This is a genomic window from Acidovorax cavernicola (assembly GCF_003581445.1).
Genome location: NZ_QXMN01000019.1, coordinates 92,400 through 117,148, shown reverse-complemented (window position 1 = coordinate 117,148; position 24,749 = coordinate 92,400). Strand labels below are relative to the sequence as shown.

23 protein-coding genes are annotated in these 24,749 nt (G+C 68.9%); 18 read left to right on the top strand and 5 right to left on the bottom strand.

The window, feature by feature from the left end; genetic code table 11:
* The coding region (locus D3H34_RS34285) for a hypothetical protein (RefSeq protein WP_167481225.1) at nucleotides 1-698 on the top strand (698 nt) is incomplete at its 5' end.
* 186 nt (nucleotides 699-884) lie between these two features.
* Here D3H34_RS34285 and D3H34_RS16530 read toward each other — a convergent pair.
* A complete protein-coding gene (locus D3H34_RS16530; RefSeq protein ID WP_119554846.1) occupies nucleotides 885-2,678 on the bottom strand; it encodes an ATP-binding protein in 1,794 nt (597 codons plus the stop codon).
* Nucleotides 2,679-3,073: 395 nt separating this feature from the next.
* On the opposite strand from D3H34_RS16530, the gene D3H34_RS16525 reads away from it, so the two are divergent.
* From D3H34_RS16525 to D3H34_RS16510, 4 genes are all read left to right on the top strand, one after another.
* Nucleotides 3,074-3,757 (top strand): response regulator transcription factor, encoded by a 684-nt coding sequence (locus D3H34_RS16525; protein ID WP_119554864.1) that lies wholly within the window; start codon nucleotides 3,074-3,076, stop codon nucleotides 3,755-3,757.
* Nucleotides 3,754-5,136: a sensor histidine kinase gene (locus D3H34_RS16520; protein WP_119554843.1), complete on the top strand. Its 1,383-nt coding sequence runs from the start codon at nucleotides 3,754-3,756 to the stop codon at nucleotides 5,134-5,136. The genes D3H34_RS16525 and D3H34_RS16520 overlap by 4 nt, the downstream gene beginning before the upstream one ends.
* Nucleotides 5,137-5,274: 138 nt before the next feature.
* Nucleotides 5,275-5,763 (top strand): tripartite tricarboxylate transporter TctB family protein, encoded by a 489-nt coding sequence (locus D3H34_RS16515; RefSeq protein ID WP_119554841.1) that lies wholly within the window; start codon nucleotides 5,275-5,277, stop codon nucleotides 5,761-5,763.
* A 34-nt stretch (nucleotides 5,764-5,797) separates the two neighbouring features.
* Nucleotides 5,798-7,309, top strand: a complete 1,512-nt coding sequence (locus tag D3H34_RS16510; protein WP_119554839.1) for a tripartite tricarboxylate transporter permease — start codon at nucleotides 5,798-5,800, stop codon at nucleotides 7,307-7,309.
* A 27-nt stretch (nucleotides 7,310-7,336) separates the two neighbouring features.
* Here D3H34_RS16510 and D3H34_RS16505 read toward each other — a convergent pair whose 3' ends face one another.
* Complete coding sequence (locus D3H34_RS16505) at nucleotides 7,337-7,849, bottom strand: bacteriohemerythrin (RefSeq protein WP_119554837.1); 513 nt, start codon at nucleotides 7,847-7,849, stop codon at nucleotides 7,337-7,339.
* A 118-nt stretch (nucleotides 7,850-7,967) separates the two neighbouring features.
* Between D3H34_RS16505 and D3H34_RS16500 the strand changes: the two genes are divergently transcribed.
* The 8 genes from D3H34_RS16500 to D3H34_RS16465 all read left to right on the top strand — a co-directional run bounded on the left by D3H34_RS16500 (nucleotide 7,968) and on the right by D3H34_RS16465 (nucleotide 15,903).
* Nucleotides 7,968-8,390 carry a YbaN family protein gene (locus D3H34_RS16500; RefSeq protein WP_119554835.1) on the top strand — a complete coding sequence of 141 codons (423 nt, stop codon included), beginning with the start codon at nucleotides 7,968-7,970 and terminating at the stop codon, nucleotides 8,388-8,390.
* 150 nt (nucleotides 8,391-8,540) lie between these two features.
* A complete protein-coding gene (locus D3H34_RS16495; protein ID WP_286185813.1) occupies nucleotides 8,541-9,041 on the top strand; it encodes a sigma-70 family RNA polymerase sigma factor in 501 nt (166 codons plus the stop codon).
* Complete coding sequence (locus D3H34_RS16490; protein ID WP_167481224.1) at nucleotides 9,038-10,021, top strand: FecR domain-containing protein; 984 nt, start codon at nucleotides 9,038-9,040, stop codon at nucleotides 10,019-10,021. The genes D3H34_RS16495 and D3H34_RS16490 overlap by 4 nt, the downstream gene beginning before the upstream one ends.
* Nucleotides 10,022-10,120: 99 nt before the next feature.
* Entirely contained in the window at nucleotides 10,121-12,685 is a 2,565-nt protein-coding gene (locus tag D3H34_RS16485) for a TonB-dependent siderophore receptor (protein WP_119554829.1), read from the top strand.
* 26 nt (nucleotides 12,686-12,711) lie between these two features.
* Nucleotides 12,712-13,050 (top strand): DUF3649 domain-containing protein, encoded by a 339-nt coding sequence (locus D3H34_RS16480; RefSeq protein WP_286185811.1) that lies wholly within the window; start codon nucleotides 12,712-12,714, stop codon nucleotides 13,048-13,050.
* Nucleotides 13,047-14,711: a PepSY-associated TM helix domain-containing protein gene (locus tag D3H34_RS16475; RefSeq protein WP_119554827.1), complete on the top strand. Its 1,665-nt coding sequence runs from the start codon at nucleotides 13,047-13,049 to the stop codon at nucleotides 14,709-14,711. The genes D3H34_RS16480 and D3H34_RS16475 overlap by 4 nt, the downstream gene beginning before the upstream one ends.
* Complete coding sequence (locus tag D3H34_RS16470; protein WP_119554825.1) at nucleotides 14,708-15,040, top strand: DUF3325 domain-containing protein; 333 nt, start codon at nucleotides 14,708-14,710, stop codon at nucleotides 15,038-15,040. The genes D3H34_RS16475 and D3H34_RS16470 overlap by 4 nt, the downstream gene beginning before the upstream one ends.
* Before the next feature lie 53 nt (nucleotides 15,041-15,093).
* Complete coding sequence (locus D3H34_RS16465; RefSeq protein WP_119554823.1) at nucleotides 15,094-15,903, top strand: DUF4198 domain-containing protein; 810 nt, start codon at nucleotides 15,094-15,096, stop codon at nucleotides 15,901-15,903.
* Between the two features lie 95 nt (nucleotides 15,904-15,998).
* Here the strand turns inward: D3H34_RS16465 and D3H34_RS16460 are convergent, their stop codons facing one another.
* A complete protein-coding gene (locus D3H34_RS16460; RefSeq protein ID WP_119554821.1) occupies nucleotides 15,999-16,421 on the bottom strand; it encodes an outer membrane protein assembly factor BamE in 423 nt (140 codons plus the stop codon).
* A gap of 29 nt (nucleotides 16,422-16,450) precedes the next feature.
* Nucleotides 16,451-17,914, bottom strand: coding sequence for a YadA family autotransporter adhesin (locus D3H34_RS34710; protein ID WP_119554819.1), 1,464 nt, complete (start codon nucleotides 17,912-17,914; stop codon nucleotides 16,451-16,453).
* A 167-nt stretch (nucleotides 17,915-18,081) separates the two neighbouring features.
* Between D3H34_RS34710 and D3H34_RS16450 the strand changes: the two genes are divergently transcribed.
* Nucleotides 18,082-18,474 carry a carboxymuconolactone decarboxylase family protein gene (locus D3H34_RS16450; RefSeq protein WP_119554817.1) on the top strand — a complete coding sequence of 131 codons (393 nt, stop codon included), beginning with the start codon at nucleotides 18,082-18,084 and terminating at the stop codon, nucleotides 18,472-18,474.
* Between the two features lie 6 nt (nucleotides 18,475-18,480).
* On the opposite strand, the gene putA is transcribed toward D3H34_RS16450, so the two are convergent.
* Nucleotides 18,481-22,221 (bottom strand): trifunctional transcriptional regulator/proline dehydrogenase/L-glutamate gamma-semialdehyde dehydrogenase, encoded by a 3,741-nt coding sequence (putA, locus tag D3H34_RS16445; protein WP_119554815.1) that lies wholly within the window; start codon nucleotides 22,219-22,221, stop codon nucleotides 18,481-18,483.
* Between the two features lie 160 nt (nucleotides 22,222-22,381).
* Between putA and D3H34_RS34705 the strand changes: the two genes are divergently transcribed.
* The 4 genes from D3H34_RS34705 to D3H34_RS16425 are packed head-to-tail and all read left to right on the top strand — an operon-like array spanning nucleotide 22,382 to nucleotide 24,742.
* Nucleotides 22,382-22,987 carry a helix-turn-helix domain-containing protein gene (locus tag D3H34_RS34705; protein ID WP_286185808.1) on the top strand — a complete coding sequence of 202 codons (606 nt, stop codon included), beginning with the start codon at nucleotides 22,382-22,384 and terminating at the stop codon, nucleotides 22,985-22,987.
* Between the two features lie 2 nt (nucleotides 22,988-22,989).
* A complete protein-coding gene (locus tag D3H34_RS34700) occupies nucleotides 22,990-23,535 on the top strand; it encodes a GNAT family N-acetyltransferase (RefSeq protein WP_286185807.1) in 546 nt (181 codons plus the stop codon).
* A complete protein-coding gene (locus tag D3H34_RS16430) occupies nucleotides 23,532-24,314 on the top strand; it encodes a class I SAM-dependent methyltransferase (protein ID WP_119554810.1) in 783 nt (260 codons plus the stop codon). Before D3H34_RS34700 ends, D3H34_RS16430 begins: the two co-directional genes overlap by 4 nt.
* Before the next feature lie 44 nt (nucleotides 24,315-24,358).
* Nucleotides 24,359-24,742 carry a PaaI family thioesterase gene (locus D3H34_RS16425; RefSeq protein ID WP_119554808.1) on the top strand — a complete coding sequence of 128 codons (384 nt, stop codon included), beginning with the start codon at nucleotides 24,359-24,361 and terminating at the stop codon, nucleotides 24,740-24,742.
* Nucleotides 24,743-24,749 lie beyond the last annotated feature (7 nt).

Here is a 24,749-nt window from a genome sequence, read left to right as displayed (position 1 = left end):
CTCCACCGCCGCCGCCTCCACCACCCGCGCCGGACAACACGTCCGCAGCCTGCTTCAATGAGGCCGATCTGCACGAGGGCACCAAGCTGGTGGCGGAGCACGAACTCAGCTCCAGTGCCTCCAGTGGAGAGGTGTTCAAGCTGCGCTTGACCATCGTCACCCGTGGACGCGAGGCGTTCGCAGGCGTGAATCCGGTACGCCAGGTGCGCACCCAGTTCTTCTACGCCACCAACACCGAGGGGACAGACAGGCAGTACCTCGATCTGGTGGACGGCAAGGTGATCAGGTATGGCTCTCGCAACGGAGGTGATGGCAGCGACCCGAAGCTCGGCTACACCCTCAACCAACCCGCTGTCGAAAGGCCCGCCATGGCACCGGGCGAGACGATCAACGAGAACTATGTGATCGTGGGAATCTCGGGTGAGAACGGAGAGATCCGGAATGAGCAGGCCGTCTCGGGAACGACGACCTATGTCGGGCGCGAGGCCCTTGAAACGCCCATCGGGACCACCAATGCGTGCAAGTTCTCGACCGTCGCACGCGTCAGGCAGGTCGACGGATCGGACCTGACGACACTGCAGGACAACTGGATCGCCGCCGACGGCCCGTATCGTGGCCAGATGCTGAAGATGGTGACGCGCGAAGGAGGCGCAGTCGGGACGCTCGTCGCCACACAGATCACCTACACACCGAAGTAGCGCAGCGATGCGATGACCGGAAACGGCTGTCGGGCGTGGGCTTGGGCAGTCTGTGCAAACAGTCTGCCAATTGCCTGAATGAAGATGTCCCGCTCTCGTGGGGCATCTTCGTTGGGTGACCATTCGATCGAATGAGGTCTTCGCGCAAGCGGTCGATTTCAGATCCAGTCGTTGCCGGACCTCCGTCTACGGCTTCGGGGCGGTTGCTGAAGAGAGTTCGGCCAGCGTGCGCAGCAGTGTTTGCGCGCTCACCGGCTTGAACAGCACCGGCACGCCGGAGGCACGCACATGCTGGAGCCGCTCGGGCGAGGTCTCGCCGGTGACGATCAGGAGCGGGGCCTCGAGCGCGCAACGCTCGCGCAGCCGCTGTCCGACGGCAAGGCCGTCTTCTCCGGCGAGTCGGTAGTCGCACATCAGCACAGCGATGGCGGAACCCTCTTCATCGCAACGGGCCAAAGCGGTTCGCGCCTCGGCCTCGCTGGCCACAGCCTCCACCGCGATGCCGTGCGCGCCGAGCAGTTGCGTCATCGCACTGCGTATCTCCGCTTCGTCATCGACCAGCAACACGCGGCCGCGCAGCACCGGCGTGGAACGCAACTCCGGCGGAAGTTCGAGCATCGTCGGCTCGCTGGTCTCCTGGGCCTCTGCAAGCGGCAGCACCAGACGGAAGCGTGTGCCGCGCCCGGGGCGCGAACGCACCTGCACCGTGTGCCCCAGCAATCGTGCCAGCCGCTGCACGATCGACAGCCCGATGCCCAGCCCGCGCGCACGGTCGCGTCCCGGGTTGTCGATCTGATAGAACTCTTCAAAGATGCGCTCGAGCTGCTGGGGCACGATGCCGATGCCGGTGTCGCGCACCTCCAGCCAGACCTGCTCGCCGCGCGGACGCGCGATGACGGTGACGCCGCCGTGCCTTGTGTACTTCAGCGCGTTGTCCAGCAGGTTCGACAGCATGCGGTACAGCAGATGGGGGTCGCTGTGCACCCACAGGCCACTGGCGCGCACGCGCAGTTGTAGCGACTTCTGTCCGGCCTGGGGAAGGAAGACCTGGTTGAGTGCCAGCAGCAGCGTATCGAGCTCTATCGCACGCGGAGCGGCCGTGATTACGCCGGCGTCCAGGCGCGAGACGTCGAGCATGGCGTCCAGCGAGGTACCCAGGGCGTCGACCGCACGCATCAGCCGCTCGGCGTTGCGACCTTCGGGGTGATCGCGAAGCGCCTGCTGCATCGCCGCGCCGAAGAGGGCAATGGCGTGCATGGGCTGGCGCAGGTCGTGGCTGGCGGTGGCGAGGAAGCGGGTCTTCTCGGCGCTGGCCTGTTCGACGGCGGCGATCTTCTCGTTCAGGCGCGCGGCCAGCCCTTCTTTTTCAAAGCGCAGCATCAGCGTCTCGGACAGTTCGCGGTTTTCCCGAACGCCCACGCCCAGCGCCATCGCCAGGAAGACCGCGACATAAGTCGCCAGCAGCAGATGCAGCGTGGTCGCCTGCCAGGCGAGCGACACGATCAGGCTGAGCATCATCGGCAGCGCGCACCAGAGCATCGGCGCCATCAGCGGCCGCAGTGACTGCACCACGCGCATGCAGTTGCCCATCAGCAGCACGGTCAGCAGCATCGTGACCATCTCGTTGCCGGCCGTCACGAGCAGCGCCGGAATCAGCGCGTCGGCCGCGCCCAGCAGCATGGCCACCCGCGTGAGGCGGCTTGCCCACACGGGACTGTCGGCCAATGGCTCGGCCGGAGTCCAGCGCGGCACGACGAACAGGCAGAACAGGTTGACCGGCAACTGCACCGCGAGCAGCACCGGCACGCGCCAATCCTGGAACTGAAGATAGACGACAGGCGCGACCAGCGCCAGGAACGCCAGCCGCGCTGCGAAGTTGGACGGATAGTTCGCGTAGATCGCTGCCACGCGCCGCTGCAGCACGCGCAGTGTCAGCGTATCGGCGGCAGGGTCTGCAGCGGGTGGTGCGGCAACGCTCATTGCCGCATCAGGCTGTGCGCAAGGGCATCGAACAAGATGATCGCCTCGGGGAGTGTCGACGGGGGTGTCGGGCGAGGATGCTACAGCGATTGCATAGGCGTTGTAGCGTGACTTCGTTGGTTTGCTCCTGTCATCCCCGAGCATGGGCCGCCCAGCTCCTGTGTCGTTGCGTAGACAGCGGTCTCAAGTGCTTGCGGGCATCCCGCAGGGAGACGGGCGCGCGCCCTTCATGGACAAATGGTAATGAAGCGGGGTCCTTCCCCGCTTCCACCTGGGCTAGGATTTGCGCTACAGCCCCCTGCGTTCCAGCGGGCACAACGCGAGTCCAAGAGCACAGCCATCCATGGGTATTTCTTGTCGTGGCCGTACCGACTGACGTGCTCGGCCCCACCGTCATCTGGAACTGCCTCATCGTCGAGGACGATGCCGACAACGCGCGCTACATCGCCGAAGGCTTCCGTTCGCTCGGCCATGTGGCGGTGATCAGCCGCGACGGCGCGGATGCGTTCGCGCGCGCCACGGGCGAGACCTGGGACCTCGTCATCCTCGACCGCATGCTGCCCCACGGCGTGGACGGCCTGTCGATCCTGGCCGCGATGCGCGCCCTCGGCAGGAAGACGCCGGTGCTGCTGCTCAGCGCGTTGAGCGCGCTCGACGAGCGCGTGCGCGGGCTCAAGGCCGGCGGCGACGACTACCTGGCCAAGCCCTTCGCTTTCTCCGAGCTCGCGGCGCGCGCCGAGGCGCTGGTACGGCGCTCGCGCACGGGGCCGGAGATCCGCACGCTGCAGGTGGCCGACCTCACGCTCGACCTGGCGCGCCGCCACGTGGAGCGCGGCGGCCGGCCCATCGCGCTGCAGCCGCGCGAGTTCAGGCTGCTGGCCTATCTCATGATGCATCCGGGGCAGGTGGTCACGCGCACCATGCTGCTCGAGGCCGTGTGGGACTACCAGTTCGACCCGCAGACCAACGTCATCGACGTGCAGGTGAGCCGCCTGCGCGGCAAGCTCGACGCGGGCGGCGCGCCGACCTTGATCCACACCGTGCGCGGCGTGGGCTACACGCTGGCAGCGCCGCAATGATCAAGGCCCTGCGCCAGTTGTGGCGCTCGGTCGGCTTCCGGCTCGCCTTCTACTACGGCCTGCTGGTGGCCATCACCATGCTCGCTGCCCTGGCGATCGTCTACATGCAGACCGTGGGCGTGCTGCAGCAGCGCATGGTGCGGCAGGTGGGCGCCAGCATGCAGCAGCTGATGGTGCGCTACGAAGCGCGCGGCGCCGACGGCGTGGCGGGCGAGATCGGCAACGCGCTGTCCGACGGCCGCAACTCGGACAACGAGATCTACCTGCTCACCGACCGCGAAGGCCACAGGCGCGCGGGCAACCTCGACCAGATGCCCTCGCTGGCGCCCGATGCCGGCGACGGCGTGCACCGCCGCGTGGTGCGCGCGGGCCAGACCGTCATCGCCTACCTCGTGATGCGTCCGCTGCCCGACGGCGGCATGCTCGTGGTGGGGCACGACCTGCGCGACCAGGAATCGATCGAATCGCTGGTGGCGAGCGCCAGCGCGGCGGCGGGCATCGTGGCGGTGCTGCTGCTGATCGGCGGCACCTTCGTGTTCCGTCAGGAGCTGGAGCGCAGCGTGGGCGCGGTGCGGCGCACGGCCGCGCGCATCGCGGCGGGCGAGCTGCAGGAGCGCGTGGCGCCATCCGGGCAGGAGGACGAGTTCGCGCTGCTGGAGCACGACATCAACGCGATGCTCGACCGCATCCAGTCGCTGATGGACGGCGTGCGCCATGTGTCCAACACCATCGCGCACGACCTGCGCACCCCGCTCACGCGCGTGCTGGTGCGCCTGCGCGCGGTGGAGGCGGGGCTCGACGGCGCGAACGCGCCACAGCGCGAATCCGTGGCCACCGCCATCCGCGAACTGGAAGAGTTGGCGGTGATGTTCGAGAAGCTGCTGCAGATCGCCGAGGTCGAGGCCGGTGCGCGGCGCCAGCAGTTCGCGCCGGTGGCGCTGCATGTCATTGCCGACGACGTGGCGGAGCTGTACGAGGCGGTGGCCGAGGCGCAGGGCATCGCGTTGCTGCGCGAGCCCACCGACCATGCCGTCGCGCTGGGCGACCGCGACCTGCTCGCGGGCGCGGCGGCGAACCTGCTCGACAACGCACTGAAGTACGCGGGCAACAGCCGTGCCGGTGCCACCGTGCGCATCGGCACCTGCACGGTCGACGGGCGCGCGCAGCTCTTCGTGCAGGACGACGGGCCCGGCATTCCGAGCGCCGCGTACGAACACCTCGGCGAACGTTTCTACCGGCTGGACCGCAGCACGCCGGGCCATGGCCTGGGGCTTGCGAGCGTGCAGGCGGTGGTGGCGCTGCATGGCGGGCGCCTGCGGTTCGACGACGCCCGCCCGGGTCTGTGCGCCTGCATCGACCTGCCGGTCGCGGACAGCTGAGCCGCTCCTTCGCGGATTCGTCGCGCCTCGAACATTGCCAAACGGCAATGCTTTGTTCATACACACCGCGGCGCTGAATTCCTAGGATCGCTGGCGCACAACCTGTGCCGATCAACGCAGTTCCAGGAGACATCAACGGTGAGAATCAAGAGTCAGAGAGACTTCTGCTCGGGCGTGCTTTTCAGCGCCTTCGGCGTGGCCTTCGCATGGGGCGCCACGACCTACAACGTGGGCACCGGCGCCCGCATGGGCCCCGGCTATTTCCCGCTGATCGTGGGCATCCTCATCGCCTTCATGGGCGTGCTGATCACGTTCAAGGCGCTCACGGTCGAGACCGACGACGGCGAGCCCGTCGGGCGCATCGCATGGAAGCCACTGCTGTTCATCATCGGCGCCAACCTCGTCTTCGGCATCCTGCTTGGCGGCCTGCCGAGCATCGGCCTGCCGTCGATGGGGCTCATCGTTGCGATCTATGCGCTGACCTTCATCGCGAGCCTGGCGGGCGACAGCTTCGGATGGAAGGGCGTGACCCTGCTCGCGACGGTGCTCGCGCTGGGCAGCTACCTGGCCTTCGTGGTGGCGCTGAAGCTGCAGTTCCAGGTGTGGCCCACCTTCATCGCCGGCTGACCCGCGCAGAACAACAAGAAATCCAAAGAAAACAATGGACCTGATTACCAATCTCTCGATCGGCTTCGGCGTGGCCTTCACCGCGCAGAACCTCGTCTATGCCTTCGTGGGCTGCCTGCTGGGCACGCTGATCGGCGTGCTGCCGGGCATCGGCCCGGTCGCGACCATCGCGATGCTGCTGCCCGCCACGTACGCGCTGCCGCCTGTGTCGGCGCTGATCATGCTGGCCGGTATCTACTACGGCGCGCAATACGGTGGCTCGACCACCGCGATTCTGGTGAACCTGCCGGGCGAATCGTCGTCGGTGGTCACGGTGATCGACGGCTACCAGATGGCCCGCAAAGGGAGGGCCGGACCAGCGCTCGCCGCAGCCGGCCTGGGCTCGTTCTTCGCAGGCTGCGTGGGCACGCTGATCCTTGCTGCGTTCGCGCCGCCGCTGACCGAGCTGGCTTTCAAGTTCGGACCCGCCGAGTACTTCTCGCTGATGATCCTGGGCCTGATCGGCGCCGTGGTGCTGGCCTCGGGCTCGCTGCTCAAGGCCATCACGATGATCCTGCTCGGGCTGGCACTGGGTCTGGTGGGCACCGACGTGAACTCCGGCGTGGCGCGCTACAGCTTCGACATTCCCGAGCTGACCGACGGCATCGGCTTCATCGCCATCGCGATGGGCGTGTTCGGCTACGGCGAGATCATCGCCAACCTCGCGGTGCCCGAGCATGAGCGCGAGGTGTTCACCGCCAAGGTCAAGGGCCTGTGGCCCACCAAGGAAGACTTCCGGCGCATGACGCCCGCCGTGCTGCGCGGCACGGCGCTGGGTTCCGCGCTGGGCATCCTGCCGGGCGGCGGCGCGCTGCTGTCGGCCTTCGCGGCCTACACCATCGAGAAGCGGATCAAGCTCAAGCAGGGCGAAGTGCCTTTCGGCAAGGGCAACATCCGTGGCGTGGCGGGGCCGGAGTCGGCCAACAACGCTGGCGCGCAGACCTCGTTCATTCCGCTGCTGACGCTGGGCATTCCGCCCAACGCGGTGATGGCGCTGATGGTGGGTGCGATGACCATCCACAACATCCAGCCCGGCCCGCAGGTGATGACCAGCAACCCCGAACTCTTCTGGGGCCTGATCGCCTCGATGTGGATCGGCAACCTGATGCTCATCGTGCTCAACCTGCCGATGATCGGCATCTGGATCAAGCTGCTGACCATTCCCTACAAGTGGCTCTTTCCATCGATCGTGCTGTTCTGCGCGGTGGGCGTGTACTCCGAGAACAACAACACCTTCGACGTGTGGATGGTCGCGATCTTCGGCATCGTGGGCTACCTGTTCCTCAAGCTGAAGTGCGAGCCCGCGCCGCTGCTGCTGGGCTTCATCCTGGGGCCGATGATGGAAGAGAACCTGCGCCGCGCATTGCTGCTGTCGCGTGGCGACTGGAGCGTGTTCGTCATGCGGCCGCTGTCGGCGGGGCTGCTGGCCGCGGCGGTGTTGCTGCTCATCGTGGTGCTGCTGCCTTCGGTGAAGGCCAAGCGCGAAGAAGCCTTCGTCGAGGACTGACGACGCAACGTGACGCCACCGCGCGCGTCACCCGCCGAACAACCGCCGCATCCACCCCAGCTTGACCTGCCCCGCGGCGCCGCCTTGCTGCACCGCCTGGCGGACCTGGGCGTGGACGAGGTGTTCGGCCGACACATCGTTCGTTCGCAGGTGCGCCTTCACGGTCGGCACATACGCGCCGTCTTCGTGGCGGATGTGATTGAAGAGCCACCGCGAGAGCATGTCGTGCAGCTCCCCCAGCACCTCTTCGCCGCACTCGAAGCGCGCGCGGAACTCGGTGACGCGGCGCACGAAGATCTCGTGCACCTTCCTGTGCGGGCCGGTGAAGGGGTAGCCCGCGTCCTCGATCATGGCCTCCTCGAACGCGAAGTGCGAGGCGGTGTAGTCGATGGTCTCCTCGATGATCCGGCCCACGACCTTGCGGTCGTTGGTGCGCCGGGCGTCGTCCAGGGCATTGATGTACTGGACGATGCGCTGGTGCTGCGTGTCGATCTCATGGATGCCCGTATTGAGTTCGCTCTTCCATACAAGGTGCGCCATGATCTTCAGAACTTTGCAGATGGATGTAAAAGTCCAGTATCGGCAGCCCCCGCTGCTGCGCACTTGATCTGAATCAAGCGCGTCCGTGGGGCGACAGAGAAAGAAAGACAATCGGCCCGTGACCCCCGCCGAAGATCCGCAGAACCCGCCCGCTGTCGAGCCGCGGCCCTTGCCGCTGCTCGTGCGCTGGTTGCTGCTGGTCTTTGCCGCGCTGTGCCTGGTGCTGGCTGCCATCGGCGTGGTCGCGCCCGGCATGCCGACCACGGTCTTCGTGCTGATGGCCGCATGGGCCGCCGCGCGCAGCTCGCCGCGACTGCATCGATGGCTGCTGAACCACCGGCTCTTCGGTCCGCTGCTGCGCAACTGGGAGAACGGCCGCACCGTCAGCCGCCGCGCCAAGTGGAGTGCCACCGCGGCGATGGCGTTCTGCGCGGTCGTGATTCTGTTCACCGCGCACAAGCCGTGGCTCGCAGGCGTTGCCATCGGCTCGATGGCCGTCGTGCTGGCGTGGCTGTGGCGGCGCCCGGAACCGAGGGGCTGAGCGGCGACGCGGGGCGTTTCCGGCCTGTCAGCTGCAACGGGCCGCTCGCGTGGGTGCAGGGGAGGGTGGCGATAGAATGAGAACCAATCTCATTTGAAGCCTCGGCCCATGTCTGCGTCCGCCCCCTCGAATCCTGGAAGCCCGCATCCAGTGCACGTGCTGTATGTGGAGCATCGGGACTGGCTGCAGCGCTGGCTGTGGCGTCGCCTGGGCTGTGCCAACCAAGCGGCGGATCTCTCTCATGACACCTTCGTGCGGGTGCTCGTGTCCGATACGCGGGAGGAGATCCGCGAGCCGCGCGCCTTTCTCACCACGCTGGCGCAGCGCGTGCTCGCCAGCTTCTGGCGACGGCGCAGCCTGGAACAGGCCTGGCTGGAGGCGCTGGCTCACGAACCTCCGGACCTCGTCCCGTCCGCCGAAGACCATGCGCTGGTGCGCGAGGCCGTCGAACGCTTCGACCGGATGCTCGATGGCCTGCCCCGGCGCAGCAAGCAGATCTTTCTCATGAACCGGCTCGAGGGCCACACGCATGCGGCCATCGCGGCCCAGCTCGGTCTTTCAGTGGCGACGATCGAGCGCCATGTGCGGCAGGCCTACATCCATTGCATGGCCGCGGACCTGTCCCTCGATCGGGAGGACAGGGTCTGGTGAGCGCGGTAGCGAGCCGCGCCGCGCTCATTCAGGCGGAACTGCGGCAGGCGATCGACTGGCGCATCCGACTGGATTCGGGCAACGCCACCCCGGACGATCTCGCGGCGCTCGAACGCTGGCTGGCCGCGGACCCGAAGCATCGTGCGGCCTGGGAACGCATCGAGGCCACCTTCATGCGCCCGGCGCGTGACATCCTGGACGCCGAGCGGCAACACGCGGGCATGCTGGCGGCGAGCCGGCATGCCCTGACGCGGCCGCCGGTGTCGCGCCGCAAGCTGGTCGGCGGCGCCGCCGGGCTGGTGCTTGGTGTCGGCGCGACGGCGCTCGTGAACCGCCTGACGCCGGTGTCGACGCTGCTGGCCGAGCTGCGCACGGGCACGCACGAACGCCGCGCTGTCGCCCTGGCCGATGGCACCGAACTGATGCTGGACGCGCGATCCGCCGTCGACAGCGACATGGCTGGCGACGAGCGCCGCTTGCGATTGCTCGGCGGACAGGTGGCCCTGCGGATCGCGCCGGACCGGCAGCGGCCGTTCGTCATCCGGACATCGCACGGCGCCATCGAAGCCACGCACGGCCATCTCACCGTGCAGCAGTCGGAGCGCTTCACGCGGGTCGCGGTGCTCGAGCGCCAGGCCGCCGTACTCACCGGAGAGGGCCTGCGCCGCACCCTCGGGCCAGGTGAATCGGTGAAGTTCGAACGCAATCTCGTCGGCACCCAGGTCTCCGACGCGGCCGCACGCAGTGCCTGGACCGATGGCGTGCTCGACGTGAGCGACGAACCGCTGGGCGAGGTGATCGAGGCATTGCGCTCGTACACGGCGGGCCTGATCCGCATCTCGCCGGAGGCGGGGACGCTGCGTGTCTTCGGCGTGTTCATGCTCGACGACCCGCTGCGTGCGCTGCGCAGCCTGGGCGACACCCTGCCCATCGCGATCCGCCGCGTGGGGCCGTGGCTGACGCTGATCGACAAGCGCTGACCCTGAGGAACCACTGATTTGTAAAGACGTGAGGGGTTCCTCGGCCCTCGCGCGACATGTCTCGGAAACGCCATCAACGCATCCGAGGAATATCTCTCCGTGGTCTTTGCCCGTCCCTCCTTCCTGTCACCCGCCTTCACGCTTTCCACCGTCGCGATCGCCCTTGCCGGTTCGATCGCCATGGCCGCGGCGCATGCGCAGCAGCCCGTCTCTTCCGCGCCGCAGATCTTTCGAATTCCCGCGGGCACCCTCGAGGTCACGCTGCGCAGGATCGCGCGCGAATCGGGCCGCGGCATCTCGGCCGACCCGGCGCTGCTGGCCGACAAGCGCGCCCGCGCCCTCGAAGGCAGCTTCACGCCCGAGCAGGCCGCGCAGCGCGTGCTCGAGGGCAGCGACCTGACCCTCGTCGTCACGCCCGGCGGCGACTGGTCGCTGCGCGCTGCGCCCGCGCCTGCGTCGACCGGCGCGGCCGTGTCCTCCGCGCCCGGCGGCAACCTGGCGACGGTCACGGTCACGGCGGCGAGCGAGCCACCCGCCTACATGGCCGACCGCCCGACCAGCATCGCGACCAAGACGGACATGCTGCCGCGCCTGACGCCCTTCTCGGTCGACCAGGTGAGCGAGGAAATGATCCAGGAGCGTGGCGACGCCAACATCTTCACCACGCTGGAAGGGTTTGCCGGCCTGACGACCAACAGCTCCAACAGCGACGCCGGCGGGGGGCACAGCCGTGCGATCCAGATCCGCGGCTTTTCGAACGGGCAGACACTGGTCAACGGAATTCCTTCGTACGGCAACTCCGCCGGCCTCATCCGCAGCACTGACAGCCTGGAGTCGGTGGAACTGCTGCGTGGCCCGGCGGGGCTCTACTACGGGGCGGCTGAACCCGGTGGTGTCATCAGCTACAACTACAAGCGACCGAAGCAGACGCCGGCCTACGTGTTGCGAACCGACATGGACAACAAGGGGTCCTATGGCGGCATGGCCGACATGACCGGGCCGCTCGATGCCGAAGGCACTCTCCTCTATCGGCTGGTGGGCAGCTACAGGCACCGCAAGGATGACCAGGACCATGTGTGGGCCGCACCGCGCAGCCTGATGGCGGCGCTGAGCTACAAGCCCGACCGGCGCTTCAGCACCACGCTGACCTATGAGCGCTCGAAGGCCACGTCGGTTCCCGAACAGGAAAACAACTTCCGCATTGCTGCAAAGGGTCCACTGAACGGCCAGTACTACCCGGTGTCAAAGGAGTTCTTCTGGGGCAGTCTCAACGACCGCGTCACCCGCGAGACGGACACTCTGATCTGGGACGCCACATGGTCCTCGTCCGAAGCGCTCAAGATACGCGGCGGCCTCAACTACCAGGACTATGCGCAGTCATGGCAGAACACCCGGGTGCGCAATCCGCAGAACGGACCCAACCAGTGGGGCGAAGTGAGCCGATACGTGAGCGGGCGCAGGGAAGAAGGCCGCAGCTATTCGGGCTCGCTGGACATCAGCGGCACGGTGCGGCACGGCAGCTGGCGCAACGACTGGCTGGCCGGCTTCGGCTTCGGGCATTCAGAAAGCAATGCGAGCGGGCGGCAGGTCGCCAACCAGTCGGTCAGTGGCAGCGGCGCGTTCCCGGTGACGCCCCTGAACATCTATCGACCGGCCTACAGCGACTACCTCTACGGCTTTCGCATCTGGGACGATCCACTGGTTCCGATCGCCACGCGCAACGATCGCAGTTTCTACCTGCAGGACATGCTGCACCTGCCGAACGGCCGGACACGGCTGATGCTCGGCATGGGCTGGTCGCGCTACCAGAGCGAACCTCTGACCGGCGCTGCAACCAAGGCGGACAAGTGGTCGCCGCGCCTGGCTGCGATGCACGACATCACGGACGCCACCACCGTGTACGCGAGCTACGGCGAGTCCTTCGTTCCGCAAGGCAGCCTCAGCTACCTGGACACCGGTGGCAACTACATCACCGCTCCCGTGGAAGGGGTGCAGTACGAAGTCGGGGTCAAGCACGACCTGTTCGGCGGTGCGGCGATGCTGACCGGCGCGCTGTTCCGCGTCGACAAGAAGAACGCCGCCACCGAACTCGACGGCCTGGAGTGCGCGCCCGGCCAGCCCGCGGTGCGCACGGCAACGCCCCCACTGGCGGGCGACCAGTGCTATTCGCTCGCGGGCCTCACGCGCGCGCAAGGCTTGGAGCTGCGCCTGTCCGGGCAGATCACGGACGGCTGGACCGCGCAGATCGGCTACTCCTACACCGACGCGAAGTACCTGGAGACCTCGACCCGGGCGAACATCGGGCGCACGGTCGAGTACACGCCCAAGCACAACCTGTCGGTGTGGAACAAGTTCCGCGTGCATCGCAGCGCCGAACTCGGCGAGTTCCACCTGGGCTTGGGACTGCGCGCCTGGTCGAAGGCGCACAGCGCCTGGACCGGCAATGCCGCGCGCGCCACAACCAACTGGAATCCGGGCTACGGCCTGGTCGATCTCGCCTTCTTCTGGGACAAGCCGCTGGCCGGCGGCAAGAAGCTCAAGCTGTCGCTGAACGTCAGCAACGCCTTCAACAAGCAGTACTACGAGCGCCGGCGATTCCCGCCGGAGACGATGCTCTACGGCGACGAACGGCGCGTCTCGCTGGCCGCCCAACTGGCGTTCTAGGACACATGAAGGAAGAGGGAAACACCATGCAAGATCAGTCCGGCGCCATGGCGCCCAGCCGAAAGCCGGAAGTCCCGGTGCGCTACTTCTGGGCCGTCGCATCCCGCGCGATCGCTGCCGTCGGTGGCGGCTATGGACTGTCCGCGAGCGTGGCGGCGGCGCTGAGCATCTTCTTGCCCCTGGCGGGGATGGACCGCGCGAATGCGGTGATGACGGCGACGATGCTCGCGTTCGTCGCGCATGCGGTGGCAGCCCTGTGGGCGTTCGGTTGCGCGACCGCGCTGCGTGCCTGGCTGGGGATCGTGCTGCCGGCAGTGGTGCTGGGCCTGCCCGCCTGGTTCTTCGCATCGAGGGTCGCGGCATGAGGCCCGACGCCAAACCCGAGGGTCTGCGGCAGTCGATGTCGTGGCTCCACACCTGGAGCGGCCTGCTGCTCGGCTGGCTGCTCTACGCGGTCTTCTTCACCGGGACGTTGAGCTATTTCCTCGACGAGATCAACGTGTGGATGAAGCCGGAGCTGCATCGCTCCGTGCCGGATGCGCGGACCCCCGAGCGCGCGCTCGAAGGCATGCAGCGCCTGGCGTCCGACGCCACGACCTGGACGCTGGTGCTGCCCGGCGAGCGCCAGACCGCCGTCTCGGCGAGCTGGCGCGCGCCGGGTGCGGCGCCGGGACGCGCCGGCGTCCAGCGGGCCGAACTCGACGCGGCCACCGGCGAGAAGATCGAGACCCGTGCCACGCGCGGCGGCAGCTTCCTCTACCGGTTCCACTTCGAGCTGCATGGGTTGCCCCGGGTCTGGGCGCGCTGGATCGTGGGCGTCGCCACCATGGTCATGCTGGTGGCCATCCTGAGCGGGGTGATCACGCACAAGAAGATCTTCACCGACTTCTTCACCTTCAGGCCCGGCAAGGGGCAGCGCTCATGGCTCGACGCCCACAACGCGACGGCGGTGCTGGCGTTGCCCTTTCACCTGATGATCACCTTCAGCGGCTTGCTGCTGCTCATGTTCATGCTCATGCCCTGGGGCATCCAGGCCGCCTACAAGGGCGACACGCAGGCCTACCAGGCGGAACGCCGTGCAGCGGGCGGTGGTGGCGGCGGCGCAGCCCCGCAACGCGCCGGCCGAAACGACGCAGGCGCGGCCGCGATGGCGCCCCTGGCGCCGATGCTCGAAGAGGCCGCGCGCCGGTGGCCTGAGCACGGCGTCGGCACCATCGTCGTCAACCAGCCGGGCACCGCTCGAGCCACGGTCGAACTGCGTGAACAAGGCGGGCGCAGCATCGTGAACCGGGGCGCCGGCGAGCGCCTCGTGTTCGATGGCGTCAGTGGGCGCCTGCGCGAATCGCCATCGGTCGTCGCGCCCTCCGCCGCCAACGCGGTCTACAACGTGCTGACCGCGCCGCACCTGGGCCGATTCGCCGGACCGGCGCTGCGCTGGCTGCTGTTTCTCTCCGGCGTCGTCGGCACGGTGATGGCCGCGACCGGCATGGTGCTGTGGGTCGTCAAGCGGCTGCCGGAACGCCGCAAGCGGGGCCGCACGCCATTCGGGCACCGTGTCGTCGAACTGCTGAATGTCGGTTCCATCGCGGGGCTGTCGGTTGCCACGGCCTCGTATTTCTGGTTCAACCGCCTGCTCCCTGCGGACCTCGCGGCGCGGTCCGACTGGGAGATCCGGGGGTTCTTCGCCGTGTGGCTGCTCTGCCTCGTGCATCCCCTGCTGCGTGCGCACAAGCGCGCCTGGCTGGAACAGATGACGGTGGCGGCGGTGCTGTTCATCGGCCTGCCGCTGCTCAATGCCTGGACCGGCGGCGCGGGCCTGCCGCTGAGCATCGCGCGCAGTCAGTGGAGCATCGCGGGCTTCGACCTGGCCGTGCTGGTCCTGGGCGCCCTCCATGCCGTGATCGCGTGGCGGCTGTGGCGCTCGCCGGCGGTCGCCACGCCCCGGCCCGCTTCGCGCGCGGCCTCCGCCGGTGGCGCCGGCGTCGGGGTCCGGCCGATCGCCCAGGCACCGGAGCAGAAGGCATGAACGCGTGGATCGCATTCGCACTCGGCTTGCCGGGCTTCGCGGCCTTGGGCATGGCGATGGAGCGTCATCAAGACGAGCTTTTCGCACGCCCGCTGTCCGACGCCCGGCGATGGCTGTGCCGTCTTGCTGGCGCAGCGCTGCTGTGCGCATCGCTCGGCGCCTGCATCGCGGCCTGGAGCGTCTCGGTCGGCATCCTGGCATGGGCCGGCGCATTGACCGGCGCGTCGATGAGCGTCGGCACGATCCTCACCTACCGTCCGCGCTGGTTGCTGCCGTTGTCGTTCTCGGCCGGCATCGTCGCTTCGTGCGCCTGGGCGTTCGGCCTGTAGCTGCGACCGGTCGGCCGCGCCATCGATCACTCACCCTCTTCAAGACACATCTCATGATTCGTTTTTTCCATCGCCGAACGCTGGCGCTCGCCGTCGGCGCCTTGCTCTCGCTCAGCGCGCAGGCACATCGCTCGTTCCTTGTGCCGTCGTCGACCGTGCTGTCGTCCACGCCCAACCAATGGGTGTCCGTGGATGCGGCGCGCGGCAACGACCTCTTCTTTTTCAACCACAACGCGATGCCGCTCGAAGGCCTGGCCATCACCGCGCCTGATGGCCAGTCCGTCTCGCCGGCGAAACTGGAACGCTTTCGCCATCGCGCGGTCTTCGATTGGCAGTTGACGCAGCCCGGCACCTGGCGCGCCGCCGTCGTCGAGGAAGGCCTGCGTGCCCAATGGGAAGAGGGCGGCAAGCCCAGGCGCTGGTCGGGCGCCCCAGCCAAGTTCGCCGAGGCCGTGCCCGCGGACGCCGCCAAGCTGCAGGTCAACGAAGTGCAGTCGCGCGTGGAGACCTTCGTCACCATGGGGGCGCCGACGCCGCTCGCGCAGACCGGCCGCGGCCTGGAGGCGCACTACCAGCCGCATCCCAACGACCTGACCGCTGGACAGCCCTCGACCCTCACGCTGGTGCTCGACGGCAAGCCCGCGGCAGGCGTGAAGGTCACCATCGTGCCCGGTGGCATCCGGTACCGCAACGACACGCAGCAGATCGAACAGGTCACGGATTCGCAAGGGCGGATCGTGGTCCGCTGGCCGGCGGCAGGCCTCTATTGGCTCAGCGCCAGCCAGCGCGGCGACAGCACGATGGCGCCTGCCAGGCAGCGGCACATCAGCTATGTCGCCACGCTGGAAGTGATGCCGGAGTAGACCGGCACAGCACGCCTGGCGTATCGACCGCGAGGACGCCTTCCGAAGAAACCCCTTCAGGTTCGCGATCCTGGCCTTCTTGACATGGGCGTCGCTCAGCCCTTCTTCACCAGCTCCGCGCAGATCGCCGGGTTCCAATGGAAGCCGCGCGCCTTGTAGTTCGTGTCGAAGATCACTTTGTAGCGGCAACTCGTCACCGCACCGCCCGAGGGGAAGTGGAAGACGTAGTCCCACTCGCGCACGGCCGCCATGCCTTCGTCGAAGTGCGGGCGGCCGATGAGGGCGTAGAGCTGGTCCTTGGTGGCACCGGGGCTGATGGCGCGCAGGTTGTCGCGGTTCGGAAAACTGCCTTCGGTCTGCCAGGTCTGCTGCCGGTCGGCGCCGGGCCAGACCAGTTCGGCGGCCTTGCCGTCGTTGTCGATGCCGCGGCTCACGTACGAGGTGCAGCCGGTGAGCGCGAGCAGGGCGGCAGCGCCGAGCAGGGCGGCGCCGTGTGCGCGGGAGGAGGTGCGTGTCATGAGAGAAGAATTCCTGTGGTTCATGCGGCTCACCACTGGAAGCCCGCGCCGGCCGAGACGCCGACGTTGCCGCGCGAGTTGGCCGAGCCGGTGAACTTCATCACCCACTTGCCGTTGTCCGAGATGCTCGAGAAGCCGACCGCGATCGCGCTCTGGCCTTCGTAGCCCGCCACGCCGGCCGCGACCATGTTCTTGCCGGGCATGTAGGCCTGCGGCATGCCGGCCATCGCCATCGCACCCGCGGTGCCGGCGTTGGCGTCGCGCTGGTTGCGGCGGATCGCATCGCGCCACTGCGTGTTCTGTGCGTTCAGCTGGTTGACGTTGACCGCATCGGTGCCGGCCACGCCGGGCGCCACGTTGGACACGGTGGTGCCGTTCGGTGCCTGCCCGTTGCCCAGCACGATCTGGTTGTGGTTCACGCTGCCGTCCACGTTGGTGACGTAGTTGACCGCGCCGGCCTGCACCGCCTGCAGCTGCCGCACGTTGACCGCGTCGGTCGCCTGCGTGCCGCCTGCCACGTTGGTGATCTGCCGTTCGCCGCCCGCGCTGCCGACGGAGACCGCGCCCTGCGTCGAGCCCACGGCGACGTTCGAGAAGCGTTCCTTCTGGCCGTTCATGCCCGCGCGATCGGCAACCGCGCCGGCGCCCAGCGCCACGCCGTTGACCGTGCTGGCCGTCGCGCCGGTGCCGATGGCGACGGCCGATGCGGCCGACGCCGTGCTCTGCCGGCCCATGGCCACGGCCGACTCGGCGTTCGCGGTGGCGCGGTCGCCCACGGCCACGGCGCTGTCGGCCAGTGCCTGCGTGTTCGCACCCAGCGCGGCGGCGTTGATGCCGTCGGCAATCGCCTTGTCGCCGGCCGCCAGGCTGCTCTTCTTGCGCGCCTGCGTGTTGGCGCCCAGCGCGGTGGAGTTGATGTCGCTCGCGGTGGCGCGGTCGCCCGCCGCGAGGCTGCTGGTGGCCACCGCGGTGGTGTTGGCGCCGATGGCGGTGGCGTTGGTGCCGAAGGCCTGTGCCACGTTGCCCACGGCCGTGCTGCTGACGCCCGCGGCCACGGTGGTGGAACCGATGGCGGTGGCATAGGTTTCGGTCGCCTTCGCGTCGGAGCCCGCCGCCACGCTGCCGAAGCCGGTGGCCTTGGCGGCGGTGCCGCCGAGCAGCAGCGCGTCGCCGCCGAGGTTGCCGTTCACCATGCCCTGCAAGGCTGCGGCATCGGGGCCGCCGTTCACGGGGTCGGTCGGTACGCCGTTGATGAGCGCGAAGCCCCCGCTGCCGTTGGGCACCTGGCAGGACCAGGTGGGACCGGCGCCGCCCGAGCTGCACACCGCGCCCGAGCCGGTGGTGTAGCTGGTGCCGCCGAGGGTCACGTCGGCCCACGCGGCCGGGCCTGCGAGGCCGGCTGCCAGTGCGAGCACGGCGCCCGCGGTTTTTTTCTTCTTGTGGCCGAATGCGGCGCGCGCACCGACCCCCACGTGCTGGATGACGTGTTCCATGGTTCTCTTCTCCCTGAGATGGCGCCTGATGGCGCCTTGATGTGTGACGCTTCGACTGTATGAATCGCAGGGCGCGAGAACCTAGGACGTAATTCACAATAAATATGAACGCCCCGAAAGCAATTGTTGCTTTGCTGCGCGCATTCACACTTCACGCAGGAGATCGAATGAAACCCCATCCCATCGAGCACGCAGACGCCTCCGACGAGGTCCGCGCGGTGTTCGACGACATCAAGGCCACGCGCAACGTGCCCGACGTCAACAACTTCTGGAAGTACCTGGCCAACGACCCGGCCACGCTCAAGCGCACCTGGGCCAGCCTCAAGGAGGTGATGGCGCCGGGCGCGCTCGACCCGGTGGTGAAGGAAATGATCTACCTGGCGGTGAGCGTCACCAACAACTGCGGCTACTGCATCGCGAGCCACCACGCGGGCGCGGAGAAGGCCGGCATGACGCCGGCCATGTTCGCGGAGCTGATGGCGGTGGTCGGCATGGCGAACGAAACGAACAGGCTGGTCAACGGCTACCGCGTGCCCATCGACCCCGCGTTCGATCGTTGAGCCCGCTCAGCCGATCGTCATCAGGCTCGCGTTGCCGCCCGCCGCAGCGGTGTTGACGCTGAGTGCGCGTTCCAGCACCAGGCTTTCGAGCGGGATGTCCGTGTCGCCCGGCGCAAGGCCGCGCACGCCGACGATCGGACCGGGTCGCGCCGCCACCTGTTGCAGCACCTGCGCGAGATGGCCTGCGTCGCCGTGGTGCAGCACGGCATCGAAGACCACGGTGGGCGCGCGCCAGTCGTTGGCGAGTGCGACCGCGTGGCGTGCGGCGTCGGGCAGCGCGGCCAGCAGCGCGTGCGCGCCGGGCGCATCGGCCGGCCAGATGGCGGTGCTGCCGACCGACAGCACGGCCGCCAGTTGCACGAGCCGGTCGGCCTCCGCATCGGCGAGGCACAGCACTGCTTCGCGCGGCTGCAGCGTGTAGACGTTGCGCTCGCCGGTGGGGCCGGCCAACGTGCGCGCGCGGCCCACGGGCGCCAGGCCCGCGAAGCGGCGGCACTGTGCGGCGAGCGCGTCGCGGCCGGTGTCGCGCGCCCAGCCCTCGAGCGCCGCGAGGCCGCCGGAAGGTGCAACAGGCTGGTCGTCGGTCACTGCGCGCGCGAGCACGTCGTCGGGCCGCGCCGACAGCAGGCGCGCCATGTACAGCGGCCCGCCGGCCTTCGGCCCGGTGCCCGACAGGCCTTCGCCGCCGAAGGGCTGCACGCCCACCACGGCGCCGACCATGTTGCGGTTCACATAGACATTGCCGGCCTGCGCCTGCGACACCACCTGCGCGATGGTCTCGTCGATGCGCGTGTGCACGCCCAGCGTGAGGCCGTAGCCGGTGCCGTTGATCTGGCCGATGAGCGCGCCCAGGTCGCGGCGGCGGTAGCGCAGCAGGTGCAGCACGGGGCCGAACACCTCGCGCTGCAGCTCGCCCAGATGGTCGAGCTCGATCAGCGTGGGCAGCACGAAGGTGCCGTGGCGCGTGTCGTGGCCGAACTCGCGGCCCTGGCGGAACACGCGACGTCCGCGTCCGCGCATGCCGGCGATGTGGCGCTCGATGCCGTCGCGCGCCTCGTCGTCGATGACGGGGCCCACGTCCACCGCGAGCCGCGCGGGGTTGCCGATGCAGCTCTCGGCCATCGCGCCCTGCAGCATCGCGACGAGGCGGTCGGCCGCTTCTTCCTGCACGCACAGCACGCGCAGCGCCGAGCAGCGCTGGCCCGCGCTGTCGAAGGCCGAGGCCATCACGTCGGCCACCACCTGCTCCACGAGCGCGGACGAGTCGACGATCATCGCGTTCTGCCCGCCGGTCTCGGCGATCAGCGGCACCGGCGCGCCATGCGCACCGAGGCGTGTCGACAAGGTCTTCTGCAGGATGCGTGCGACCTCGGTCGAGCCCGTGAACATCGCGCCCTGCACGCGCGCGTCGCCGACCAGCGCGGCACCGACGGTCTCGCCGCGCCCTGGCAGCAGCTGCACCGCCGCGCGCGGCACGCCGGCCTCCCACAGCAGTCGCACTGCCTCGGCCGCGACCAGCGGCGTCTGCTCGGCAGGCTTGGCCAGCACCGGGTTGCCGGCCGCGAGCGCGGCGGCCACCTGGCCGGTGAAGATCGCGAGCGGAAAGTTCCACGGGCTGATGCACACCACCGGCCCGAGCGGGCGGTGCGTGTCGTTGGCGAACGCTGTGCGCGCCTGCGCCGCGTAGTAGCGCAGGAAGTCGACCGCCTCGCGCACTTCGGCGATGGCGTTGGCGCCGCTCTTGCCGGCCTCGCGCATCAGGAGGCCGAGCAGGCGTGGCTGCTGCGCTTCGAGCAAGGCGGCGGCGCGGTCGAGCGCGGCGGCGCGTTCCGTCGGCGGCGTGGCGGCCCAGTCGGCGGCGATGCCTTCGGCCTGCGCGATGGCCGAGGTCACGTCGCCCGGCACAGCGTCCTGCACCTGGCCGACGAGGTCGCGGCGGTCGGCGGGGTTGCGCACCTCGGCCCAGGTGCGGGCGGCTTCGTCTTCGGGCTTCGGCGCGGCGAGCATCGGCGCGGCGCGCCAGGGTTCGGTCGCGCTGGCCTGCAGCACGGTGGCCAGGGCGTGCAGCGTGTCTTCGCTCGCGAGGTCGAGGCCCTGCGAGTTCGCGCGCTGCGCGCCGTAGAGCGCGGCCGGCAGCGCAATGGCCGGATGCGGCAGACCCGGTGCGCCTTCTTCCGAAGCCATGCGCTCGACTGTCGCGACCGGGTCTTCCACCAGCGTGTCGAGCGGAATCGACGCATCGGCGATGCGGTTCACGAACGAGGTGTTCGCGCCGTTCTCCAGCAGCCGGCGCACGAGGTAGGCCAGCAGCGTCTCGTGCGTGCCCACGGGCGCGTAGATGCGGCAGGGCCGCCCGAGCGGGCCCACCACCTGCTCGTACAGCGGCTCGCCCATGCCGTGCAGGCACTGGAACTCGTACTGGCCCGGCGTGTAGCGCGCCGGGGCGGCCATCGTGTGGATCGCGGCCAGCGTGTGGGCGTTGTGCGTGGCGAACTGCGGGTACACCGCATCGGGCGCGTCGAGCAGGCGGCGCGCGCACGCGAGGTACGACACGTCGGTGTAGGCCTTGCGCGTGTAGACCGGGTAGCCGGCCAGGCCGTCGAGCTGCGCGCGCTTGATCTCGCTGTCCCAGTAGGCGCCCTTCACCAGGCGCACCATGAGCCGGTGGCCGCTGCGGCGCGCGAGGTCGATCACCCAGTCGATGACGAAAGGGCAGCGCTTCTGGTAGCCCTGCACCACGAAGCCGATGCCGTTCCAGCCCGCCAGCGCGGGCTCGAAGCACAGGCGCTCCAGCAGGTCGAGCGAGAGTTCGAGCCGGTCGGCCTCTTCCGCGTCGATGTTCAGGCCGATGTCGTACTGCAGCGCCAGCAGCGCGAGGTCGCGCAGCACCGGGTACAGCTCGGCCATCACGCGCGCGTACTGCGCGCGGCTGTAGCGCGGGTGCAGCGCCGACAGCTTGATCGAGATGCCCGGCCCTTCGTACACGCCGCGCCCGGCCGAGGCGCGGCCGATGGCGTGGATGGCGTCTTCGTACGCGGCGCGGTAGCGGCGTGCGTCGTCGGCGGTGAGCGCGGCCTCGCCGAGCATGTCGTACGAATAGCGGAAGCCCTGCGCTTCGAGCGTGCGCGCATGCGCCAGCGCCTGGCCGATGGTTTCGCCGGTGACGAACTGCTCGCCCATCATGCGCATCGCCATGTCCACGCCCTTGCGGATCAGCGGCTCGCCGCCCTTGCCGATCAGCCGTGTGAGCGTGGCCGACAGGCCCGTCTCGCTGTGCGTGGCGACCAGCTTGCCGGTGAGCAGCAGGCCCCAGGTGGCGGCGTTGACGAACACCGAGGGGCTGTGCCCCGCATGCGCCTGCCACTGGCCCTGCGCGATCTTGTCGCGGATGAGCGCGTCGCGCGTGTCGGCATCGGGAATGCGCAGCAGCGCCTCGGCCAGGCACATCAGCGCCACGCCTTCCTGCGACGACAGCGCGTACTCCTGCAGCAGGCCTTGCACGAGGCCCGAGCGGCCGCCGCCGTGCTTGCGCTGGCGCAGCTGGTGGGCGATGCGATGGGCGAGGGCGTGCGCTTCGGTGGCCTTGTCGGCCGGCAGCCGGGCCTGGTCGAGCAGCGGCGCCAGCGCCTCGGATTCGGGCGGGCGGCAGGCGGCCGTGATGCGGGTGCGCAGCGCGGAAGGCGCGGCGGGGCCGTCGGCGAAGGTGGCGAAACGCGAGGGCAGGGGGGCAGGGTCGTTGGCGCTCATGGTGCGTCGGTGGTGGTGATGTGTTGGATGATTTCAGCGAATTGCATGAATATTTCTCCAAAGAACAAGCACTGCGTCGAGTAAATCTCCGTTGCGGCGAGATCGGGACTTTCCGTGCAGGGTTGACCGAATTTCTATTTCAATGGATATTTCATCCAATATGAAAGAAGAATCCACTTCGCCGACCAGCCTCAACGACCGCATCGCCCAGCGTGTGCGCGCCCTGCGCGCGGCGCGCGACCTCTCGCTCGACGCCCTGGCCACGCACTGCGGCGTGAGCCGCTCCATGATCTCTCTGATCGAGCGCGGCGAGAGCAGTCCGACGGCCGTGCTGCTCGAAAAACTCGCGACCGGCCTGGGCGTGCCGCTGGCCTCGCTGTTCGAGCCCGACGCGCCGGCCGCCAGCCCGGTGTCCCGCCGCGCCGACCAGCTCGAATGGCGCGATCCGCATTCGGGCTACGTGCGCCGCAACGTCTCGGCCGGCGGCGAAACCTCGCCGATCCAGATCGTCGAGGTGCTGTTTCCGCCCGGCGCGCGCGTGGCCTACGAAACCGCCGCGCGCGAGCCGCGCATCCACCAGCAGGTGTGGGTGCTCGAAGGCTGCATCGAACTTGCCGTGGGCGACACGCAGCACCGGCTCGAGGCCGGCGACTGCCTGGCGCTCGTGCTCGACCAGCCCATGAGTTACCACAACCCCACCCGCGAGACGGCGCGCTACGCGGTCGTCATCACCAGCGCACCCGCTCACGCATCGAACAGGAAATGACCATGACTGCCACCACAACCACCCCGCGCCTGCGCGCCCTCTCCACCGTGACCGAGGCCGAGCTGAACGCCCTGGCCGACGTGCTCATCGACTGCGTCGAAGGCGGCGCCTCGGTGAGTTTCATGCAGCCGCTCACGCCCGAGCGCGCGCGTGCCTTCTGGCGCCAGGTGGCCGAAGGCGTGGCGCGCGGCGAACGCGAGCTGCTGGTGACCGAGGACGACGAAGGCATCGTCGGCACGGTGCAGCTGGTGCTGGCGCAGCCCGAGAACCAGCCGCACCGCGGCGAGGTCGCGAAGATGCTGGTGCACCGCCGCGCGCGCCGCCGCGGCCTGGGCGAGCTGCTGATGAAAGGCGCAGAGCAGCGCGCACGCGACCACGGCAAGACCTTGCTCGTGCTCGACACCTCCGGCGCCGAAGCCGAGCGGCTGTACACCCGCTGCGGCTGGCAGCGCGTGGGCACGATCCCCGGCTACGCGCTGCTGCCGGACGGCACGCCGTGCGGCACCACCTACTTCTATCGCGCGCTCGACGGCGCGACCGCTGCATGAGCGACTTCGACGACCTGCTGCGCGAGGCGCAACAGCGCCCGCTGACCGGCTGGGATCTGTCGTGCGACGGCCGCATCGTCACCACGCCCGCGCCCTGGCAGTTCGAAGCCGAGGTCGACCGGCTGGCCCGACGCTCGCCCGACCTGCTCGACATGGGCACCGGCGGGGGTGAATGGCTGAGCCAACTGCCGCACCGGCCCGCGCGAACCGTGGCCACCGAGGGCTGGGCGCCGAACGTCGGCATCGCGCGCGAGCGGCTGGCGCCGCTGGGCATCGAGGTGGTCGAGGTCGAGGGCGCCGACGACAACGCGCTGCAGGCGGACGACGGCAGCGCGCAACCGAGGCTGCCGTTCGGCGATGCGTCGTTCCACCTGGTCGTCAACCGCCACGAATCCTTCGCGGCGCGCGAGGTGCAGCGCATCCTCATGCCGGGCGGGCACTTCCTCACGCAGCAGGTCGCGTCGGATTTCAACGCCGGCTTCCATGCACTGCTGGGGCTGCCGTGGACCGAGCCGCCGCGCTGGCAGCTCGACACCGCGACCGCGCAACTGGCACGGGCCGGTCTGCGCGTGCTGCAGGGCGAGGAGGGCGCGGAGCGGCTGCGCTTTGCCGACGTCGGCGCCTTCGCTTGGTACTTGCTGCAGGTGCCGTACGTGTGCCCGGACTTTCGCATCGACACCTGCCGCGCGGCGCTGGCGCGGCTGCATGCGCGCATCGCGCAGGGCGAGCCGCTCGAGGTGCGGCAGGCGCTGTTCCGGCTGGTGGCCATGCGGCCTTAGGCGGAGCGGTCTACAGTCGGCGAGCCCTTTCATTCCGCATCGCCATGAAACATCCCTTCGCCGAACTGATCGACCTGCACTGCGAGCAAGCCACCGCGGGCGCCAGCACCATGACGCTGGTCGTCGCGCCGCAGCACCTGAACCCGCACGAGGTGGTGCACGGCGCCGTGCTCTATGCGCTGGCCGACACGGGCATGGGCACGGCGCTGTATCCCACGCTCGAGGCGGGCGAGATCTGCGCCACCATCGAGATCAAGATGAACTACTTCAAGCCCGTGTTCGAAGGCAAGGTCGTCTGCAAGACCACGATGCTCAACCGGGGCCGCACCGTCGCCAACCTGGAGTCGCGGCTGTACGTGGGCGACGTCCTCGTGGGACATGCGAACGGCAACTACGCGATCTTCCGCCGCAATCGCACGGAAGGTTGAGTGCCCT

Bases quoted from the DNA above. Each gene is read 5' to 3' on its own strand.
- D3H34_RS16430 (WP_119554810.1), top strand. From the start codon at position 23,532: ATGAGCGACTTCGACGACCTGCTGCGCGAGGCGCAACAGCGCCCGCTG.
- D3H34_RS16475 (WP_119554827.1), top strand. From the start codon at position 13,047: ATGAGGCCCGACGCCAAACCCGAGGGTCTGCGGCAGTCGATGTCGTGG.
- putA (WP_119554815.1), bottom strand. From the start codon at position 22,221: ATGAGCGCCAACGACCCTGCCCCCCTGCCCTCGCGTTTCGCCACCTTC.
- D3H34_RS16450 (WP_119554817.1), top strand. From the start codon at position 18,082: ATGAAACCCCATCCCATCGAGCACGCAGACGCCTCCGACGAGGTCCGC.
- D3H34_RS34700 (WP_286185807.1), top strand. From the start codon at position 22,990: ATGACTGCCACCACAACCACCCCGCGCCTGCGCGCCCTCTCCACCGTG.
- D3H34_RS16510 (WP_119554839.1), top strand. From the start codon at position 5,798: ATGGACCTGATTACCAATCTCTCGATCGGCTTCGGCGTGGCCTTCACC.
- D3H34_RS16520 (WP_119554843.1), top strand. From the start codon at position 3,754: ATGATCAAGGCCCTGCGCCAGTTGTGGCGCTCGGTCGGCTTCCGGCTC.
- D3H34_RS16480 (WP_286185811.1), top strand. From the start codon at position 12,712: ATGCAAGATCAGTCCGGCGCCATGGCGCCCAGCCGAAAGCCGGAAGTC.
- D3H34_RS34710 (WP_119554819.1), bottom strand. From the start codon at position 17,914: ATGGAACACGTCATCCAGCACGTGGGGGTCGGTGCGCGCGCCGCATTC.
- D3H34_RS16425 (WP_119554808.1), top strand. From the start codon at position 24,359: ATGAAACATCCCTTCGCCGAACTGATCGACCTGCACTGCGAGCAAGCC.
- D3H34_RS16530 (WP_119554846.1), bottom strand. From the start codon at position 2,678: ATGAGCGTTGCCGCACCACCCGCTGCAGACCCTGCCGCCGATACGCTG.
- D3H34_RS16465 (WP_119554823.1), top strand. From the start codon at position 15,094: ATGATTCGTTTTTTCCATCGCCGAACGCTGGCGCTCGCCGTCGGCGCC.
- D3H34_RS16470 (WP_119554825.1), top strand. From the start codon at position 14,708: ATGAACGCGTGGATCGCATTCGCACTCGGCTTGCCGGGCTTCGCGGCC.
- D3H34_RS34705 (WP_286185808.1), top strand. From the start codon at position 22,382: ATGAAAGAAGAATCCACTTCGCCGACCAGCCTCAACGACCGCATCGCC.
- D3H34_RS16505 (WP_119554837.1), bottom strand. From the start codon at position 7,849: ATGGCGCACCTTGTATGGAAGAGCGAACTCAATACGGGCATCCATGAG.
- D3H34_RS16460 (WP_119554821.1), bottom strand. From the start codon at position 16,421: ATGACACGCACCTCCTCCCGCGCACACGGCGCCGCCCTGCTCGGCGCT.